Raw genomic sequence first — 19,519 nt, 5'->3', positions numbered from 1 at the left:
GTCTTAATGCAATCAAGCACTAACGGAGCGGGTTAGTCACTCGTTAGCGTGACTAGTGACCAGCAGAGCTCTGTGGGAGCTGCAGCTTAAAAAGCACTCCAATAGCGCCTCAGTAGAGTGCAGAAGGTGTACTTTCAGGCAAGCGAGGCACGCGCAGTCCGAACGGCAAGCCAAACGAGCGCCGGAACTCAGCCAACCTTACGGCAGAATTCGTTAGTCTCAGGTTAGTCAAAACGACTTACAGAGTGGCCACGCCTCCCAAAAACTCATTTTGCGCCAGACGCTTACCGCACTGCTCATCTGATCAGCCATGTGGTGCAGCAAGCGGGATGAGGCGACCTTGAGGTCTAGTGACAAGTTACGGTTTGTTCGCACATCTTGCGTAAAGCGTCAGGTCCGACGTCATGAAAACCGCGTTAGCCTTTATGATTAGGAACTGGTTTCATCGCCGATGATAGCGGTGCAGCCAGTTGCAATATTACCCGCCACCCGGCGGTCTTTGGGAGGAATTCCAGTATGAGTGATGAGCTGCTTGAGGCGCCTGTGCGCCCTGAGGTGGAGACAGCCAATCCGCCAACACCAGAAGCGGGCGAGGCCAGTCATAGCCCCGCCATTTCGAAAGGCGCGGCGGTATCTGCGCTTGCGATCGCGACCGCTGCATGCGGCGGCGGTGGTGGCAGCGGTTCAGCCGCCGGCGGCACTCCCCCAACCGGTGGCGGCACGCCCGCACCCGTTGCTGTGGTCACCCCGCAGACCGACGAGGAGGCATCACGCTTCCTGCTTCAAGCATCGCTCTCTGCTTCCACTGCTGAGATCTCGGCTTTGCGTTCCGATGGTTATGAGCCATGGCTTGATAGCCAGATGAACCGCAGCAACGATCAGACCGCGCGGCAGTTCTTTGCCAGCCGCGGCTATGATCAGGTCACGCAAGAGCGCTATTATTTTAACTCCACCATTGGCGACAACATGGTCTGGAGCCAGTTGATCCAAGGTGGCAGCGGCGTTCGCAAGCGCGCGGCCCTGGCAATGTCAGAGTTCTTCGTTGTCTCTTTGAACAGCATCAACAACACCTGGCGAGCACTCGCAATGGGTGAGTATTGGGACATCCTCAATCGCAATGCGTTTGGCAATTTTCGCGATCTGCTCGAAGAGATCACGCTCAACCCGACCATGGGCATTTTTCTCAATATGCTCGGCAATCGCAAAGCTGACCCGAATTCAGGCCGCGTCCCGGATGAGAATTTTGGCCGTGAAATCATGCAATTGTTCACGATCGGCCTGTTTGAGCTCAACAATGACGGAACCGTTCGCACCAGCGGCGGCGAACCGATTGAGACTTACACAAATGAAGACGTAACCGGCATCTCAAAGGTCTTCACCGGCTACGATTACGATTACACCGGGGTCGGCTTTACGCCCGACGCGCAAGGTGGAAACTTCGACATTCCAGATCCGGATTACACCCGCCAGCCAATGACAGCTGATCAGTCAAAATGGCGTTTCCCACGAAATGAATCGTTCCATTCCGATCTGGAAAAAACCTTTCTCGGCGTCACAATCCCAGCGAATACCGGCGCCGAAGAATCCTTGCGCATCGCGCTCGATACACTGTTCAACCATCCCAATGTTGGGCCGTTCTTCGGCAAGCAGATGATCCAACGCCTGGTGACGAGCAATCCGTCACCGGCCTATGTTGATCGGGTCGCTTCTGCCTTTAATGACAACGGCAGCGGCACTCGCGGCGATCTTCGCGCAGTGTTCAAGGCGATCTTGCTGGATGACGAAGCGCTTTCCAGCGCCAATGTCACTAATGCTAATTTCGGCAAGCTGCGGGAACCCATGCTGCGCTACACACAGTGGGCACGCACATTTGGTGCGCAATCGGTCTCTGGCAATTACGAGCTTGGCAACACATCCGACAACTCAAGTCGGATCGGCCAGTCGCCACTAAGGTCACCATCCGTCTTCAACTTCTTCCGCCCCGGCTACGTGCCAGCAGGATCGCAAGCGGCAGAACGCAATCTGCTCGCCCCTGAATTTCAACTGGTCAATGAGACCTCGGTCGCTGGTTACGTCAACCAGATGGAGCGGGTGATCGATGGGTCGGTGTTCTGGTCGCGCGATATCCAGCCTCAATATACCGAAGAGCTAGCGATTGCAGATGACAGCGCCGCTCTGGTCGACCGGCTCGACCTGCTGCTGACAGCGGGTCAACTGAGCGAGAACACACGCTCACTGATCCTTCCCGTCCTCGACGAAATCGACGTTACCGCCACCAGCGATAACGAGACCAAGCTCAGCCGGATCCATCTCGCGGTCCTGCTGATTATGGCGTCGAACGATTACCTCATTCAGAAATAAGGGCAGCATCATGTATATTGGCAAAGGAAATGAACTTTCACGCCGCGCCTTCATGCGCCGCTCTGGCCAGCTTGCAGGCGCAGGTGTGGCATCGTCTTATGCGCTTGGACTTGCAGGAATTGGTGAAGCCGCCGCATTTTCATCTGCCGGCGGCTATAAAGCGCTCGTGTGCATGTTCCTCTATGGCGGCAACGACCATGGCAACACGCTGATCCCCTACGATCAGGCGAACTACAATCGCTATGCCGCCATTCGCGGCGGGCAAGGCGATGCGGGCGGCGGTATCGCACTGGCGCGCGGAAGCCTGGCCTCGACCGTGCTGAACCCGACCGGCAATCAAACGTTGACCGATGACATCCAATATGCGCTCGCGCCGTCCATGCCGCGCCTCAAGGCTCGCTTTGACCAAGGCGCGATGGCGCCATTGCTCAACGTCGGCCCGCTGGTCGTTCCGCTGACCAAGGCACAGTATGAAAGCAACAATAACTCGCAATTCCCGCGCCCGGCAAAACTGTTTTCGCACAATGACCAGCAATCAACCTGGCAAAGCTCACAGCCGGAAGGGTCAACCTCTGGCTGGGGCGGGAAAATGGGTGACCTTGCCCAGTCCAGCAACACCAACTCGATGTTCACGCTGATTAATGCCACCGGCAATGCCGTATTTATGACCGGCGAAGAGGCTGTCCCGTACAAGATTGGATCCAACGGTGCGACCCAGTTCCAAGGGCTCGAGCGCGGCCGGGTCTATCGTTCGCAATCGGCCTCTGCAGCTTTGGACAGCATCTTGAAAAGCAGCAATGGCAACGTCCTTGAGGCGGACTATTCGATGGTGAACGCACGCTCAATTGAATATGGCGGCTTCATCGCCGATGCGCTGGACAACACCAACCTCACCACGGATTTTGGCCAAAACAATAACCTTGCATCACAATTGTCAGTTGTCGCCCGGCTGATCGCTGCACGCAATCGGTTGGCTGTGACGCGCCAAGTCTTCATGGTTGGGATAGGTGGGTTCGACCACCACGATGGCCTCATTGGCAGCCATGAAGCCCTACTGGGCCAAGTCGATTTCGCGCTTGATGCGTTTTATCAGGCCACAGTCGATTTGGGCATCCAGGATCAAGTGACCACCTTCACCGCATCGGACTTTGGCCGAACCTTTGCCTCAAATGGTGATGGTTCAGACCATGGCTGGGGCAGCCACCACTTTATCGTTGGCGGCGGGGTCAATGGCGGACGCTTCTATGGCACCGCGCCTCAGGTCTCGGTCGAGAGTGACGATCAGGTTGGTCGCGGCCGACTGCTGCCGACTGTCTCGGTTGACGAATATTCCTCAACCCTGGCGCGCTGGTTTGGGGTCGACAATTCAGAGCTGCCGTCGATCGCGCCGAACATTGGCCGATTTGCTCAACCGGACCTTGGCTTTATGGCCTGAGCGAAACTTAGTTCACACGAAAAAGGGGCTCTGCGCTGCTGCGTAGAGCCCCTTTTTCTGTGTCAGCTAAGACAGCGCTTCTTAGGCGTTCGCCAGCGCTATGTGCCGCTTCATATGATGATCGACATTGCCAAACTCATTGTCGTAAGTCGTCAAGCGCTTGAAGTAATGTCCAATCGCATATTCATCGGTCATGCCGTTGCCGCCATGGATCTGGATCGCTTCCTGACCGATGTGATGGGCAGCTTGGCCAATCCGCACCTTGGCCGCTGAGATAGCAAGCTTGCGTTCCCGCTCATCGGCATCGAGATTAAGTGTTGCAAGGTACGTCATCGAGACGGCTTGCTCATACTCCGTATACATGTCGACCATGCGGTGTTGCAGCACTTGGAATGATCCAATTGGCACACCGAATTGCTTGCGCTCACGCGAGTAATCGACCGTCATGGTATGCGCGACTTTCATCGCGCCGCAGATTTCTGCGGACTGCGCAGCGATCGCCTCGTCCGTAACGAGTTCGATTAGCGGCAGGCCATTGCCCTCTTCGCCAATCAACGCCTCGGCTGGAATGCTGGCGTTTTCAAAGAACACCTCAGACGCGCGGCGGCCATCAACCGTGGCATAGTCGCGCGTGACCACGCCCGCGGCGTTCTTGTCGATCACAAAGACGGACACACCCTCACGATCTGTCCGCTCGCCTGAAGTGCGCGCTGTAACGATCAGATGCGTTGCCCATGGAGCACCGATCACGACCGCCTTGTGGCCGTTGAGGACATAGCTAGAGCCATCCTTCTTCGCTGTGGTCTCAAGGTTGGCATAATCATAGCGGCCGCGCGGCTCTGCATAGGCAAAGGCAAAGATCCGGCTACCATCGACGATCCCGCCAATATGTTCTTCCTTTTGTGCATCCGTGCCAGCGTGCTTGAGGAACCCGCCCGCGCACACCACAGTTGGAACAAACGGCTCAACAACCAGGCCTTTGCCGAATTCCTCCATCACGATCATCGCATCGACCGCGCCGCCGCCAAAGCCTCCATCGGCCTCAGAAAATGGCATGCCCAGCAGGCCCAGCTCAGCCAGACTGCGCCCAGATCGCTGGCTGCCAACCGCTTTCGCTATTGATCGCCTCCATGCGCGCTTCCCACGCATAATTCGCGCGCACCAGCCGGGTCAGGCTGTCGCGCACCATGTCTTGTTCTTCAGTGAAGTTGAAATCCACGTAATGTCTCCCGCGTCTCCTTAGGCCCTAAAGGCCTAGGATCATCTTGGTGATAATGTTGCGCTGGATCTCGTTCGATCCCCCGTAAATCGAGGTTTTGCGCATATTGAAATAGCCCGCAGCGGAATGTTCCGCATAGGCGGGGCCAACAGGATATTCGTTCGATCCGGCATCGGACACGCTTGGATAGAACGGCATGCCATAATGGCCGACCGCCTCCAGAGTGAGTTCGGTCAGGCGCTGCTGAATCTCTGTGCCCTTGATCTTGAGGATCGAACTTTCTGGACCAGGGCCCTTGCCCGCCTGTTCACCAGCCAGCGTGCGCAGCTCGGTGATTTCCAGCGCGGAAAGGTCGATCTCCAGCTGGCTGACTTTGCGCGCAAAATCGAAATCGCTCATCAGCGGCGCGCCGTCCATCTGCTCTGACTTGGCGATATCGCGCAATTGCTCAACGCCGCGTTTGGAGCGGGCAACACCGGCAATTCCGCTGCGCTCATGCGCAAGCAGGAATTTGGCGTAAGTCCAACCCATGTTCTCTTGCCCAACAAGGTTTTCTACCGGCACGCGGACATCCGTGAGCCAGGTTTCATTGACCTCGTACCCTCCGTCGATCAGCTTGATCGGGCGCACCTCAATACCCGGCGATTTCATATCAACCAGAATGAAGCTGATGCCTTGCTGCGGTTTCGCGGCATCGGGATCGGTGCGGCACAAGAAGAAGCCCCAATCGGCGTGCTGCGCCAATGTCGTCCACGTTTTCTGACCATTGATCACATAGTGATCGCCATCGCGCACAGCGGTCGTCTTAAGCGAGGCAAGGTCCGAACCCGCGCCCGGCTCTGAGTAACCTTGGCACCACCACACATCGCCGCTGCGAATGCCGGGCAGGTGCTGAGCCTTTTGCTCGTCATTGCCAAAGGAGTAGATCACGGGGCCAACCATCGAAACGCCAAACGGCAGCGGCATGACCGCATTCACCCGCGCGTTCTCTTCCGACCAGATATAACGCTGCGTCGGGGTCCAACCGGTGCCACCATATTCGGTTGGCCAAGCCGGAACAGACCAGCCCTTTTTACCGAGGATTTTGTGCCAAGCGACCATGTCCTCTGGATCAAGGTCATCACGCAGGCCATCGGGCGAGACGTGCTTGGGATAATTCTCTTCGATGAAGGCACGCACTTCTTCGCGAAATGCCAGCTCTTCGGGGCTAAACTCCAGATTCATGCTCTCTCACTCCTGATCGGTCCCACACAAATGATAGTGGCATCACTGCGAGGGACTGAAAAGGGGTGACGTTGCGGCAACCAGGCGAATTATTTTTCGCTCAAGCGTCCGCCATATCCGAATCCGATTGGGCTGAGCCCGGCCGTTACCAAAGATAGGCGTAGAGACCGACCAGGATCGCGATGGTGATCGTCGCTAGAGTGTTGAACAGCGCGCTGGTGGCAAAGGCGATATCGCCGAGCTTCACAGTCTGCTCTTCATCAGGCGCCGCCGTCATCCGCGAGACGATGGCTGCTGCCACCACGCCAACCAAGAACACGATCCAGATCCGCACTACAAACGGCAGGTCAGGCAGAACCGCGTTGACGATGATGTTCAGCGCAACCGACCCGATCAGCGCGGTAAAGGCGCCGGCCGCATTGGCCCGTTTGTCAAAGAAGCCGAGCAAGAACACGATCACCACGCCCGGCGCGATATAGCCGGTGTATTCCTGAACCGTCTGGAACGCGCTTTCAAAGCCGCCGAGGAATGGCCGGGCCAGAACCAGCGCCAGCGCCATGGCGGTGAAGGCTGCCACGCGGCCAACGGTCACATAATGCCGCTCGGTCTCATCGGGCTTCACGCTGCGATAGAGATCCATGGTAAAGATGGTCGAGATCGAGTTCATCATAGAGGCGAGCGAGCTAACCACCGCCGCGATTAGGGCTGCAAACACCAGACCGCGCAGGCCAGCAGGCGCAAAGCCCATAAGCTCGCCGTAAGTGCGGTCTGAACGCTCAGCCAGAGCCGCGCCATCAAGCGCGCCTTGCTGAGCCAGAATGACCGCCGCAATGCCCGGGATCACAACGATAAACGGCACAACCAGCTTCAGGAACGCAGCAAAGGCTAAGCCCTTTTGCGCCTCGCCCAGGCTCTCTGCGCCAAGCGCACGCTGGATGATGTACTGGTTAAAGCCCCAATAGCTGAAGTGCAGCACCCACAGCCCGCCCAGCAGCGTCCAGATGCCCGGAAGATCGTTGTAAGCCGGATGATCATTATCGAGGATCATCTCAAAGTGCCCTGGCATCTCGCCTGCGAGATAGCTCAGCCCGCCCAAAGCGCCGTCCGCTGGTAGCGCATCAAGCGCAAACCAGGTGATAGCAAAGCCGCCCAGGATCAGGATCACCACCTGAATGATGTCCGTGAGCGCAACCGCCTTCAGCCCGCCATAAAGCGAATAGAGCGCGGCAAACGCCGCCAGCGCCGCCATCGATGTGAGCACGCCCCAACCGGTCAGGCTTTCCACCGCAAGGCCGCCCAGCCACAGCACGGTGGTGAGGTTGACCGCAGTGTACAACGCGACCCAGAACACGCTCATCAGCGTCTTGACGCCGCTGCCATAGCGCTGCTCGAGGAACTGCGGCATCGTATAAATGCGCCGCTTCAAAAAGATCGGTAGGAAGTATTTCGCAACGATGATTAAAACCAGCGCCGCCTGCCATTCATAGGCCGCGATCGCCATGCCCACGGCAAAGCCCTGGCCCGACTGACCGATGATCTGTTCCGCTGAAATGTTCGAGGCAATCAGCGAGGCACCAATCGCCCACCACGGCAAAGCGCGGCCAGCCAGAAAGTAATCCTCAGTGTTCTTATCGCGCCCCTTAGGCTCGCGGCTCACCGCCAAGGCTATCCCCAGCAACGCCACCGCATACCCAACAATGATCACGATATCGATCGTCTCAAGCGTCACGAAAATCTCTCCCCATCGATCCCCGGCCGTCCATGCCGTGTTTTTGGGACCATATCCATCACCTAAACCCAAAGACCCCCGGACAGCATCGCCATCCGGGGGTCTCGGGAGATCCTACTAAGAAGCTTGCGCCTCCTACTAGAAGTTCGCGCGGGCGATGAAGGTGAAACGTCGATCGTTACGGAACGCGTTGCGCAATGCGAGGTCACCTGAAGCCGAGATCGATTGCTCTGTGACGGTGATGTCATCAAGCAAGTTCACCCCTTGGACACCGATCTTAATGTTGTCTGTAACATCAAAGAAGATCGATGCATCGAGCTGGCCCGTAGCGGGTTGATAGATCGACGCAAATGGGAAGATCACATCGCGCTCAGTGAGTTGGAATTCACTCCGCCAGTTATAGGCGAGGCGTGCTTGGACAGGCCCTTTCTCATACAGGCCCACAAGGTTGATGGTATGCTCCGAAATGCGAGGGAATATGCCATCGTCGATATCGAAACGCGCCGTTGGCGGGTCATCACTCGCAAGCGTGGTATCGATTTCGTTCGAGACCCCTCTTGCATCAATGTAAGTGTAGTTGAACTGCATACCAAGACCACTGAACGCGCCCGGCAAGAAGTCGAAGAATTGCTGGTAGGCAACCTCAAAACCACTGACGGTCCCGTTCTCTTGGGTGTTCACGACAGTGTTACGCTGAACTTGCAGATCCAGTCCGTCGAATGTGATCGGCACCGGCACTGGCTGAGTGGCAATGAAGTTGTCAATTTCCTTATGGAAACCCGTCACTGTGATCGAGCCGGCGCGTGAGAAATACCATTCCCAAGCGACATCAAAGTTCCACGAAAGCTGCGGTAACAACGCGGCATTGCCAGTCGCGCTGCCTTGGAAGCCGCCAAAGGTGTTGATTGTGCCTCCTGCACCATCGGGAATAACGGGTCCTGGTAACTGTTGAATATCAATCCGTTCATTGAGTTCATCGACACCTGGACGGGACAATGTCCGCGAGACCGCAATCCTGAGTAGATGCGAGTTAGGCAAGTCAAGCTTGAGGTTCAAACTCGGCAGCCACTCATCGTAAGAGGTATCCACCGCGGTCTCAATGAAGCGGCCATCGCCAAACGCAGTTTGGAAGGCGGCAAGATCAAGCGAACAAGCAGCCGGAGTTTGGAATCCTGCCACCATAGTTGCGGGGTTCGTTGGATCACACAACGCAAGGAGCGCCGGCGAGAAGAATGTGTCAAATGGATCGACCGTGATCGACGTATCAACCGTTCGGTCTGTGCGAACATACCGCAGACCAACGTTACCACTCAGCTTGATCCCTGAATCGCTCTCCGGCCCTTCAAAGTCGAAACGAACATAAGCAGCGATGTTGTCGCGAGTAATGCTGCCAATTTCGCTTGGCAAGAATGGGGTCCCGGCGATCACACCAGCCCGTTCAGTCAATACATTGGCACCAGACGGACTGCCACCCAGGCTCGAAAGAATGTTCGAAACGGCCGCCTGGAAACCATCAAAATCGGTGGCATTGATACCGTTCAGTGTTGGGATCGCTCCGGTTGGAGCGGATACATTCCCACGTTGATAATTATCAAATGTGAAAGACCCCAGAAGCGGAGCCACCAGCGCATCCAAGTCGGAGTTCGGATTGCCACCAAACAGCAGAACTGATTGGAAATCGTCGAAATTTCCGCCTGACAAACCCTGAGTATCGCGCCCAGTCCAGACTTCAGATATATTACCCCAATTGAAATCCGACTGACGCAGTTCAAGGTCTTGTTGATTATACCGGACCCCGCCACGAACTGATTTCAACCAACCATCGCCAGAAAAATCATATTCAACATCACCCCGGAAAGCTAGAGAGTCGCCTTCGTTCTGGCTTGTCTGATCCAGGAACGCCCGGAGGAAGAAGTTGCTTGGATCTTGGAAAAAGCCGTCAGCCGTAGTGAAGCCAATATCCGGAACAGTTCCAACCGAACGATCAATTGTGACGGGCGAGAAAAATGAGCCGAACAATGACAGATCAACGATTTCAGCTTCCGTCGCGATATACTGTGCATCAAAGTTAAAGCGCAGGTTATCAGTTGCTGCAAATTTCAAGTTGAAGCCGTAGTCTTCAGTGCGGTCTTGCTCACGACGGGTCCGGAATGTGTTAAGCTGCTGACCACCATTCGGCCCGGCCCCGCCAACCAAAGCCGCCGTGCCATTTGGCCCGCGCCATTGCGAGTTATCCGTAATGGTACCGCTTTCAAAAACGCCATCATCATCGAACACAAAATCAGTTCGATCCAGACCGGTGCGCGGGCCTGCGTTGTCGGCAACGGTCTCAATGACGTTCTCACCCCAGACCAAATCGGAATCCGATCGGAAGAACTGCGCGGTCGCAAGCCAGCGGCCGTCATTGCTTTCAAACTGCGCTGCTGCCGCGATGGTAAGGCGTTCGCGGTCAAATTCTTGCTGACGTATGCTGCCACCTGATGGGATAAACAGTGCATTACCATTCGCATCGGTGATGAGATTATCATCCGCCGTAAACAGTGTGCCATCTGCGCCTGCATCCCGATCAAGCGGATCACCAAAACCTGTACCATCGGCACGAGATTTAAGCTCTGAATATGCAACGTTGGCAAGGAACCCGAACGTACCAGCGCCCGTATCCCAATTGTTAGAATAGAGAGCAGAAACCGTCGGTGACACCTCTTCGCGAATATCGCCGTAGTTTAGCTCCGCAGAAACCGAGAAAGTCTGACCAGCAGAATCCAACGGAAGTCTAGTGCGCAAATCAATCGTTCCGGCTGCACCACCTTCGACAAGATCAGCTGATGAGTTCTTAAAGACAGCAACGCTCTTCAGCAGCTCTGGCGAGACATCATCAAATCCGAGAACAGCACCTGAACTGGCACCAAATACGTCGCGGCCATTTAGCTCTGAGCGAACCAAAGGCAAACCACGAATAACTGCTCCAGCACCCTCGATGGCAAAGTGATCGGGATCATTTGGACCGGCGAAACGGATGATCGAAACACCTGGTACACGCTGCAAAACCTCGGAGACAGAACGGTCGGGCAGCGCGCCAATATCAGACGATGTAATCACGTCGACGACAGTGTCTGCATTGCGCTTGATGCCTTGCGCGCTTTCGAGCGAGGCACGGATACCGGTAACGATGATAGCGTTACCCTCATCTTCGCCAGCAGCCTCAGCTCCTTCTTGCGGAGCCGCGTCTTGTGCGGCCTCGTCTTGGGCCAGTGCTGGCGCAGCCGCCAGCAATCCCAAAGACGAAACACTCGCCAAGAGCGTTTTGGACACGGCACCACCTGCGGCACGAGCGCGAATCTGTTTCACTGATTTTCCTCCCCTAAGAGCCTCCACTATACGGAGGTCACCCTAACTTATTCCCTAATTCAATCCCAAATTGACAACCTTGTCAACTGAGATTGTCAAATCTTGTGGAAGGCGTGGCCTCCGCGTCACTTGGAATTTTAAAGCATTGTATTTGATGCGCAATTTTCCTCGATAAACGAACGATGTGTCGGCATATCATTGGCCGCGTTATCAATTGTTGCTCGAACCTTATTCAGGATCGAATCAATCCGTTCCATCGGCAGCTTGGCAATTAACGGGTTGCTGGCCTGCGGCTCGACCCCTTGGCCATACATCACAGCGAGCCAGTCTGGCCGTGCCAAAAATGTCGTTCGGCTCTTCAAAAATCCGCCCGCCTTGTTCGAATTGCGCAATCCGGCCGCGCAACTCTTCGGGCTGCTCGATCGTCTGGCAATGCCGCCAGAACGGCGTGTCATCGCGCTGTGTCGCAGTGTAATGCAGCACCAGAAAATCGCGCACTCGGATGTACTCCTTCAAAGTGCGCGCGTTAAACGCATCAATATCGGGCTGGCTAAAGCGCTTGTCCGGGAAATGCGTAAGCAGCCGGGCAATGCTGGTCTGGACCAAGTGGATGCTGGTGGATTCCAGCGGCTCCATAAATCCAGCGGCCAGCCCGAGCGCGAGAACATTGCCGTTCCAAAACTGCTTGCGGTGCCCGGTGACAAAGCGCAGCCGGTTGGGCTCCGCCAAAGGTTCGCCATCGAGATTGCGCAGCAGCGCCTGCTCGGCTGCGTCATCGTCGAGATACTCGCTGCAATAGACATAGCCATTGCCCGTGCGGTGCTGCAGCGGGATCCGCCATTGCCACCCGGCTTCACGGGCCGTAGCCCTAGTGTAGGGGATCGGGAATTCATCGCGAGTGCAAGGGATCGCCACTGCCCGGTCACACGGCAGCCACTTGCGCCAATCCTCATAGCCAGTCCTCAGTGTCTGCTCGATCAACAGGCCGCGAAAGCCGGAGCAATCGACAAAGAAATCGCCATCAATGGATGGCCCGGCTTCCAAGTCAAGCGAGCGGACATGGCCGCTCTCGCTGTCTTGCGCGACATTGCTGATCCGACCTTCGATCCGCTCAACGCCTTTGCCCTCTGCAAAGCGCCGCAGGAACGCGGCATAAAGCGAAGCATCGAACTGAAATGCGTAATTGATCCCGGCAAAGGCCGATTGCGGCCGCTCCGGCGTTGCCCGCATGAACTTCTCGCGCCGACACGCCTCGACCATCAGCGAGTAGGAAAACAGATCGTCTTTGTAACCGGCGAGGTTGCGGTGCAGCCAATATTGGTAGAACGGGATCGCATCAAAATCCCGGCCAAAATCCCCGAACGGGTGGATGTAGCTCTCGCCCTTCTTGAACCAATCGACGAATTCAATGCCGAGCTTGAACGTCGCGTTTGTTTCCCGAACGAACTCGTTCTCATCAATGCCCAGCATCGTGTTGAAGGCGATAATTGGCGGAATGGTCGCCTCGCCCACGCCGACGGTTCCAATGGCCTCCGATTCGATCAGCGTTACTTTGGTCGGCGAACCTTCGAGCAGATGGCCGAGCGCCGCAGCCGTCATCCAGCCGGCGGTCCCGCCGCCAACAATAACAACACGGTCTAGCAAATGAGGGTTCATGCAGGTTCCGTCGCAAATGAGATGGGCACCGCCTTACAAAAGCGGTCGATATAGGCTTGGTGAGTGGGCATGGCCTGAGCCGCCTTGGCATAGCTGGTGCGCATGTTGGCGAGGCTCCCTTTGAGGTTAGCCTCTGACAATCCGCTGGCGATGGGGTTAAAGCCTCGCGGCCCCCATCCCTGCCCCTCGGCCACGGCAAGCCGGCTGGTCACATCGAACAATTCGGCATCATATTTGAAGAAGCGCCCTTGCGATTTTAGCAGTTCCAGCTTGCCCGCGAGGCTGTCTGGAATTTCCATCTCCCGCACATAATCCCAAAACGGCGCGTCATCGCGCTTGGTCGCTTTATAATGCAGGATCAGAAAGTCGCGCACATGGGTGAAATCATCGGTCATCAGCCGGTTGTATTCCGCCCTCTCCACTCGTGCATCGGTGCTGCTCGGGAACAGCGACACGAGCTTCGCAATGCCCATATGGATAAGGTGAATGCTGGTCGATTCCAACGGCTCCAGAAAACCGGAAGACAGACCAATTGCCACGCAATTTCCGGCCCAGAACTCCTCGCGGTGGCCGGTGCGAAACCGCAGATGATTGGGCAAAGAGACGGGCGCGCCATCAAGGCTATCCAGTAAAGTCTCCTCGGCCTGCTCTGCACTCAGATGCTGGTCGCAATAGACGTAACCATTGCCGGTGCGATGCTGCAGCGGGATGCGCCATTGCCATCCCGCCTCATGCGCAGTTGAGCGAGTGTAAGGCAAAGGATCGCCTTGCTTCTCACAGGCCACGGCAACGGCGCGGTTGCAGGGTAGCCAATGGCTCCAATCCTTATGCGCAGAGCCCATCGCTCCGTCGATCAACAGCCCACGAAAGCCGGTGCAATCCACAAACAAATCGCCCTCAATGCGTCGATCATGGTCAAGCGACAGAGCCGTGATCAGGCCGCTGCTGCTGTCTTGCTCGACCTCTTCAATGCGTCCTTCGATCCGGGTCACCCCCAGCCTTTCGGCAAACCGGCGCAGGAAGGTTGCATAAAGCCCGGCGTCAAAGTGATAGGCATAGCCGAGCTGGCCGATGACAGCCCCGTGGTCAGGCTCAGGCCGCAAGAACTTGCCTGCATAGGCGGCGCAGGTGTTGAGCGAATAATCCGCCAGACCATGCGCATCGCCAAGGCTTTTGAGCCGCGACCAATATTGATGGAATTCGACCCCCTCCAGATCAAAACCGTATCGGCCGAATGGGTGGAAATAGCGTTCGCCCAAACCGCCCCAATCGGCAAATTCAATGCCTAGTTTGAAGGTCGCCCGCGTCTCGCGCACGAAGGTGTGCTCATCAATGCCCGAGCTGGGTGTTGAACTTTGTGATCGGTGGGATAGTCGCCTCGCCCACACCGACCGTCCCGATTGCCTCGGATTCGACCAAAGTTACGGAGACACCAGCGGGCATGACCATTTTTGCAAGCGCCGCCGCTGTCATCCAGCCAGCGGTGCCGCCGCCCGCGATGACGACGCGTTTGATTTGCTGCTCTGTCATGCCGCTTGCACCTGCCGCGTTAGGCTGTCGATTTGCCCGCGCAATTGATCTAGCCAGTCGAGCAGCTGCTCATCGGGCAGGCGCTCTGCCATGCGGTCAGACCGGCGCGGACGAACACCGCGCGCCCAAAGTGCCGCAAGCCATTCTGGCGGAGTGAACACTTCATAATCCTCGGTTGGGATCCGCCCGCAAGCGGCAAACACCTCTACCTTGCGCTGCAAAGCAGGCCGCGAACTCTTGAGCGGATCATCAAGGCTCAGCAGCTCGCGCATATCCGCCACACGCTCATTCTCTGCCACCGCAAGCCGGGTCCATTCAGCCTGCTCCGGCGCGCAATCGGACAGGGGTGCTGCTAGATTTGCAAAGCGCCGCACCGCGCTACTCAAATGGTGCCATTCCAAACCAGGAATGTCGCTTTCGGGAGCAATGGTTAACTCTTGCCCCTGCCACTTGGGAGCACCTACATCGGGCGAGCACTGGATCACCAAATCTGCATCCTGCTCTTGCTCATTAATGCTCTCGATCACGCTCGCCCCGCCCGCCTTCGCAAAAGACAATAGCGCATTGCCATAGGCGTCGCGGTCAAAGGCAATTCCAAACTCCACCGGCAGCTGCGCCAATTGCTCCAATGGTGGTTTGTGCGGGGCGTTTTGCAGCGTCAGGGGCAGGGAAAATTCGGTGAGATCAGCCTGCTTTGTTACACGGCTGGCGCGCAGCCAATATTGGTGAAACTCCACCCCGCCGCGCGGCACGCCAAAGGCGGAAAACGGCAGACTGGACTGATGTGCCATCGGCGGCCAGAGCCTCAGCCGCCAAAACGGGAGAGCCGCCGCATCCCGCGAAAAGCTGATCAATCGGCAGGCCGATCTCGCCATGGAAACGGTATACGCTGGGACGGGTCACAAAGGGACCAGCAGCATTATCCTCAGCGGTGATTGCTAGCTCCAAAGCACGTTCTGGCCCAAGCCAGCGGCTGGCGAGATAGGCACCAACAATCCCCGCCTGCACCGGCGATCCGCGAACAAGGATGCACTCGGAGCTCATGCCGCCGCCCGCATCATATTGTTGCGCGCAAGATACGCCGCGTGATTTTCCATTGACCCGGCGGCCTTTTCCATATGACCTTTAAGCCCCGCAAGATGACGCAAAACCTCCGCATCCGCCTGCGCAGAAACGCGGGCATCGACGCTGCTAGGCAGCACACGCTGGCCGATCAGCACTGCGACCCAGCTAGGCACCAGAAACAGGCCGTGATCATAGGCGCTGACATGGCCGTGCGCGGTGAAAAGCTCCAGCCGCTCGGTGAGGCTATCAGGCACTGTCATCGTGCGCATGTGGTTCCAGAAATCGGAATCGTCACGCTCGGTCGCGTGGTAATGCAGGATCAGAAAATCGCGCACCCGCTCAAATTGCAAGTCCATCCAACGATTGTATTCCGCCACTTCAACATCGCAGTCCTGATCGGCGGGAAACAGCTCCAGCAGCTTGGTGATGCCTTCCTGAATCAAATAGATGCTGGTCGATTCCAGCGGCTCTAGGAAGCCGCCAGACAGACCAATCGCAACGACATTGCGGCTCCACAATTGGCGCCGTTTGCCGGTGACAAAGCGCAGGAACCGTGGGTCGGCCAATCGCTCTCCCTCCAGCCCGCCAAGCAAGGTGTCGCATGCGGCATCATCGCTTAGGAACTGGCTGGAATAGACATGGCCATTACCGGTGCGATGTTGCAGCGGAATACGCCAGCTCCACCCGGCTTCATGCGCCGTCGCTCGCGTGTAAGGCAGCAGCGGTCCGGCGCTTTCACACGGCACGGCAACCGCGCGGTCCGCGGGCAGCCATTCGCTCCAATCGTCATAGCCAGCGCTCAGCGTCTTTTCGATCAGCAGGCCGAAAAAGCCGGTGCAATCGACGAACAGATCGCCCTCGACAACCCGGCCATCATCCATGGTCAGCGCACTCACTCGCCCGCTCTCAGGCTCCAGTGCGACGTCGACCACCTTGCCCTCCATCCGCGCGACCCCGCGTGCTTCTGCATGGGCGCGCATGAAGGGCGCATATTGCAGCGCATCGAATTGATAGGCGTAGCGATAGGTCGACATGACCGAGCGCGGATCTTCGCTCGGCGGCTGAAACTTGCCCATGCGCGAAGCGATGACGGGCAGCGAATATTCATCGAGCGCGCCAACGCCCGGCTGACCCGCAAACTTGCGCCAATATTGGTGGAAGGCGACGCCCGCATTGGGCAGGCCAAACTCGCCGAAAGGGTGGATGTAACTGTCGCCCTTGCGGCCCCAGTTCACAAACTCAATGCCGAGCTTAAAGGTCGCTGAGGTTGCGGCCATAAACTCCGCTTCATTGACACCGATGGTATGGTTGAAATTCTTGATATGAGGCAGAGTGGCCTCGCCCACGCCGACAACACCAATCGCCTCTGATTCGATCAGCGTGATCTCCAGTCCGGTTGGGCCGAGCATGCTGGCAAGCCCAGCCGCAGTCATCCAGCCTGCGGTTCCCCCGCCGACCACAACCACGCGGTTTATCGCTTGCTTGCCCTCATTCGCGCCCACAGGTCGCTCCTCCATCCCGCCGCCAAGATCGCATTTGCTCGCTCGCTGTCAATCGCAAGCATTGCAACATTCGCGCTGCTCAGCTGGGGACGCCAATACGCACAATCACTTGACGCCCCTGTCAAAACAGTAATACAAATTGACAACGTAAGACAATAGCAACCTTGGGGAGGGGTTCAGTGAGTTCTTCGCGCGTGCGGATGGGAATGGCCGGCGGCGGCCAAGGCGCCTTTATTGGCGGCGTCCACCGCATGGCGGCTGCGCTTGATGGTCAAATTGATCTGGTCTGCGGAGCATTCAGCCGCGATTTTGCCAACAGTCTGGCAATCGGCAAAGCGCTGGGACTCGCTGAAAAGCGCTGTTATCAGGATGTCGCGACCATGCTCGCCTGCGAAGCGCAGGTTGCGAGCGGCGGCACGGGCGAGCGCAATCCGATGGAATTCCTGTCGATTGTTACCCCCAACAACACCCATGCGCCCATTGCAAAGGCGGCGGCGGACGCGGGCTTTCACATCATGTCGGATAAACCGGCGGGCGTGAGCCTGGCGGAAATCGAAGCCTTGGCTGAGACGCTGCAAGCGACCGGCGCGCATTACGGGCTGACGCATACCTATCTTGGCTACCCCATGGTCTGGCAGGCCCGGCATTTGGCCGCCCAACCGGACTTTGGCCCGATCCGCAAAGTGCTGGTGAATTACACTCAGGGCTGGCTCGCGAGCGAGACGGAAAGCAGCGGTAGCAAGCAAGCGGAATGGCGGGTTGATCCGGAGCGGTCTGGGCCTGCAGGCGCGCTGGGCGATATTGGCAGCCATGCGCATAGCCTCGCTGAATTTATCGCCAATTCGCGGATGGCCCGACTGTCTGCGCGGCTGCGCAGCCACTATCCGACCCGCGCGCTCGACGATGATGGCGAGATTAGCTTCTCGCTGGAAAATGGGGCCACCGGACAGCTCGTCTCCAGCCAGATTTGCGCCGGTGATGAGAATGATCTGACGATCCGCATTTACGGCGAACACGCTAGCCTTGAATGGCGACAAATGGAGCCAAACACGCTCACACAAAGGCTCGCGAGCGGACAAAGCGTTATCCACCGCGCCGGCGTCGACAAGCCATTGTGCGATGAGGCGCTAGAACGCTGCCGTCTGCCCTCCGGCCATCCAGAGGGATATCTTGAGGCATTCGGCAATCTCTACCGCCACTTTGCTGGTGCGCTGCGCGCTGGAACGGCGCCGTCATCGCTTGGTGTGCCGGGCATTGCCGAGGCTCTGCGCGGCATGGCTTTCCTAGAGGCAGCCGTAGCCAGCAATGTCGCCAATGGCGCGTGGCACGATATCAAAGCGCCCTCGGTGGGCCCTGATCTGAAAGGTCTCCTCGCGTGAAAGAACTCCGTGGCCCGGCCATATTCCTCGCCCAATTTATGGGCGACACCGCGCCGTTCAATTCGCTTGATACGATTGCGGAATGGGTTGCGGGCCTCGGCTATAAGGGCGTGCAAATTCCCTCCAACGATCCGCGCTGTATGGACCTTGATCTGGCAGCGGAGAGCCAAGATTATTGCGACGAGCTAGCGGGTCGCTGCGCCGAGCATGGCCTGACCATCACGGAACTGTCGACCCACCTGCAAGGACGGCTGGTTGCGGTGCATCCGGCCTATGACGAAATGTTTGATGCCTTCGCCCCAGAGGCGCTGCACGGCAAGCCTGCCAAGCGGCAGGAATGGGCGGTCGATCAGATGAAAAAGGCCGCGATTGCATCACGCCGCCTGGGCTTGAAGTCGCATGCGAGCTTCTCTGGTGCGTTGATGTGGCACCTCGTCTATCCTTGGCCTCAGCGTCCGGCTGGATTGGTGGAGGCTGGCTTTGCTGAACTGGCCAAGCGCTGGAGGCCAATTCTGGACGTTTTTGAGGATAACGGTGTTGATGTCGCCTATGAAATCCACCCCGGCGAAGACCTGCACGATGGCGCGACCTTTGAGGCATTCCTCGATGCGGTGGACAACCATCCACGCGCCAACATCCTGTTCGACCCGAGCCATTTCGTGCTGCAACAGCTCGACTATCTCGATTTTATCGACCGCTATCATGAGCGGATCAAAGCCTTCCATGTGAAGGACGCTGAATTCCGGCCCAACGGGCGCACCGGAGTCTATGGCGGCTATCAAGGCTGGCAAGACCGGGCGGGCCGATTCCGTTCACTTGGCGATGGGCAGGTCGATTTCCGCCAGATTTTTAGCAAGCTGACCCATTACGGGTTTGATGGCTGGGCGGTTCTGGAATGGGAATGCTGCTTTAAGCATCCCGAACAAGGCGCCGCCGAGGGCGCGCCTTTCATCGCAGACCATATCATCCGACCAACCGAATACGCGTTTGACGATTTCGCGGGCGGCAATGTGGATGAGGCCAAGATTAAACGCGCGCTGGGCATCGATAGCTAGATGCGATTGGGAGAGG

General features: G+C 57.4%; 15 protein-coding genes. 4 read left to right on the top strand and 11 right to left on the bottom strand.

What is annotated here, in order from left to right:
- The first annotated feature begins 516 nt into the window (after positions 1-516).
- Together AC0V6M_RS08950 and AC0V6M_RS08945 are read left to right on the top strand one after the other, a co-directional pair.
- Complete coding sequence (locus AC0V6M_RS08950) at positions 517-2,361, top strand: DUF1800 domain-containing protein (protein ID WP_486138473.1); 1,845 nt, start codon at positions 517-519, stop codon at positions 2,359-2,361.
- A 10-nt stretch (positions 2,362-2,371) separates the two neighbouring features.
- Positions 2,372-3,796 carry a DUF1501 domain-containing protein gene (locus AC0V6M_RS08945; protein WP_486138472.1) on the top strand — a complete coding sequence of 475 codons (1,425 nt, stop codon included), beginning with the start codon at positions 2,372-2,374 and terminating at the stop codon, positions 3,794-3,796.
- A gap of 81 nt (positions 3,797-3,877) precedes the next feature.
- Here AC0V6M_RS08945 and AC0V6M_RS08940 read toward each other — a convergent pair whose 3' ends face one another.
- From AC0V6M_RS08940 to AC0V6M_RS08890, 11 genes are all read right to left on the bottom strand, one after another.
- Entirely contained in the window at positions 3,878-4,852 is a 975-nt protein-coding gene (locus AC0V6M_RS08940; RefSeq protein ID WP_486138471.1) for an acyl-CoA dehydrogenase family protein, read from the bottom strand.
- A gap of 16 nt (positions 4,853-4,868) precedes the next feature.
- Complete coding sequence (locus tag AC0V6M_RS08935) at positions 4,869-5,015, bottom strand: hypothetical protein (protein WP_486138470.1); 147 nt, start codon at positions 5,013-5,015, stop codon at positions 4,869-4,871.
- 27 nt (positions 5,016-5,042) lie between these two features.
- The gene (locus AC0V6M_RS08930) at positions 5,043-6,239 is read right to left on the bottom strand and encodes an acyl-CoA dehydrogenase family protein (RefSeq protein ID WP_486138469.1); all 1,197 of its coding nucleotides are present in this window, start codon (positions 6,237-6,239) and stop codon (positions 5,043-5,045) included.
- A gap of 145 nt (positions 6,240-6,384) precedes the next feature.
- On the bottom strand, positions 6,385-7,968 hold the full coding sequence (locus AC0V6M_RS08925; RefSeq protein ID WP_486138468.1) for a sodium:solute symporter family transporter: 1,584 nt from the start codon (positions 7,966-7,968) through the stop codon (positions 6,385-6,387).
- Positions 7,969-8,106: 138 nt separating this feature from the next.
- Positions 8,107-11,280, bottom strand: coding sequence for a TonB-dependent receptor (locus tag AC0V6M_RS08920; protein ID WP_486139597.1), 3,174 nt, complete (start codon positions 11,278-11,280; stop codon positions 8,107-8,109).
- Positions 11,281-11,559: 279 nt separating this feature from the next.
- Positions 11,560-12,972, bottom strand: a complete 1,413-nt coding sequence (locus AC0V6M_RS08915; protein ID WP_486138467.1) for a tryptophan halogenase family protein — start codon at positions 12,970-12,972, stop codon at positions 11,560-11,562.
- Entirely contained in the window at positions 12,969-14,288 is a 1,320-nt protein-coding gene (locus tag AC0V6M_RS08910) for a tryptophan halogenase family protein (RefSeq protein ID WP_486138466.1), read from the bottom strand. The genes AC0V6M_RS08915 and AC0V6M_RS08910 overlap by 4 nt, the downstream gene beginning before the upstream one ends.
- 13 nt (positions 14,289-14,301) lie before the next feature.
- Positions 14,302-14,502, bottom strand: coding sequence for a tryptophan 7-halogenase (locus tag AC0V6M_RS08905; protein WP_486138465.1), 201 nt, complete (start codon positions 14,500-14,502; stop codon positions 14,302-14,304).
- Positions 14,499-15,293: a tryptophan 7-halogenase gene (locus AC0V6M_RS08900; protein WP_486138464.1), complete on the bottom strand. Its 795-nt coding sequence runs from the start codon at positions 15,291-15,293 to the stop codon at positions 14,499-14,501. The genes AC0V6M_RS08905 and AC0V6M_RS08900 overlap by 4 nt, the downstream gene beginning before the upstream one ends.
- Positions 15,187-15,546 (bottom strand): hypothetical protein, encoded by a 360-nt coding sequence (locus tag AC0V6M_RS08895; RefSeq protein WP_486138463.1) that lies wholly within the window; start codon positions 15,544-15,546, stop codon positions 15,187-15,189. Before AC0V6M_RS08895 ends, AC0V6M_RS08900 begins: the two co-directional genes overlap by 107 nt.
- Positions 15,543-17,069, bottom strand: a complete 1,527-nt coding sequence (locus AC0V6M_RS08890) for a tryptophan halogenase family protein (protein ID WP_486138462.1) — start codon at positions 17,067-17,069, stop codon at positions 15,543-15,545. The genes AC0V6M_RS08895 and AC0V6M_RS08890 overlap by 4 nt, the downstream gene beginning before the upstream one ends.
- Before the next feature lie 179 nt (positions 17,070-17,248).
- Here AC0V6M_RS08890 and AC0V6M_RS08885 point away from each other — a divergent pair, with 179 nt between their 5' ends.
- On the top strand, positions 17,249-18,448 hold the full coding sequence (locus AC0V6M_RS08885; protein ID WP_486138461.1) for a Gfo/Idh/MocA family protein: 1,200 nt from the start codon (positions 17,249-17,251) through the stop codon (positions 18,446-18,448).
- Positions 18,445-19,503, top strand: a complete 1,059-nt coding sequence (locus AC0V6M_RS08880; protein WP_486138460.1) for a sugar phosphate isomerase/epimerase family protein — start codon at positions 18,445-18,447, stop codon at positions 19,501-19,503. The genes AC0V6M_RS08885 and AC0V6M_RS08880 overlap by 4 nt, the downstream gene beginning before the upstream one ends.
- The last annotated feature ends 16 nt before the right edge of the window (positions 19,504-19,519 follow it).

It is taken from the genome of Erythrobacter sp. JB3-1 (assembly GCF_057364995.1).
This window is presented reverse-complemented; position numbering and strand designations above follow the sequence as displayed.

What these genes read in the sequence shown, in the direction of transcription:
- AC0V6M_RS08950 (WP_486138473.1), top strand. Translation starts at nt 517, where the DNA reads ATGAGTGATGAGCTGCTTGAGGCGCCTGTGCGCCCTGAGGTGGAGACA.
- AC0V6M_RS08945 (WP_486138472.1), top strand. Translation starts at nt 2,372, where the DNA reads ATGTATATTGGCAAAGGAAATGAACTTTCACGCCGCGCCTTCATGCGC.
- AC0V6M_RS08940 (WP_486138471.1), bottom strand. Translation starts at nt 4,852, where the DNA reads ATGCCATTTTCTGAGGCCGATGGAGGCTTTGGCGGCGGCGCGGTCGAT.
- AC0V6M_RS08930 (WP_486138469.1), bottom strand. Translation starts at nt 6,239, where the DNA reads ATGAATCTGGAGTTTAGCCCCGAAGAGCTGGCATTTCGCGAAGAAGTG.
- AC0V6M_RS08915 (WP_486138467.1), bottom strand. Translation starts at nt 12,972, where the DNA reads ATGAACCCTCATTTGCTAGACCGTGTTGTTATTGTTGGCGGCGGGACC.
- AC0V6M_RS08905 (WP_486138465.1), bottom strand. Translation starts at nt 14,502, where the DNA reads ATGACAGAGCAGCAAATCAAACGCGTCGTCATCGCGGGCGGCGGCACC.
- AC0V6M_RS08900 (WP_486138464.1), bottom strand. Translation starts at nt 15,293, where the DNA reads ATGGCACATCAGTCCAGTCTGCCGTTTTCCGCCTTTGGCGTGCCGCGC.
- AC0V6M_RS08895 (WP_486138463.1), bottom strand. Translation starts at nt 15,546, where the DNA reads ATGAGCTCCGAGTGCATCCTTGTTCGCGGATCGCCGGTGCAGGCGGGG.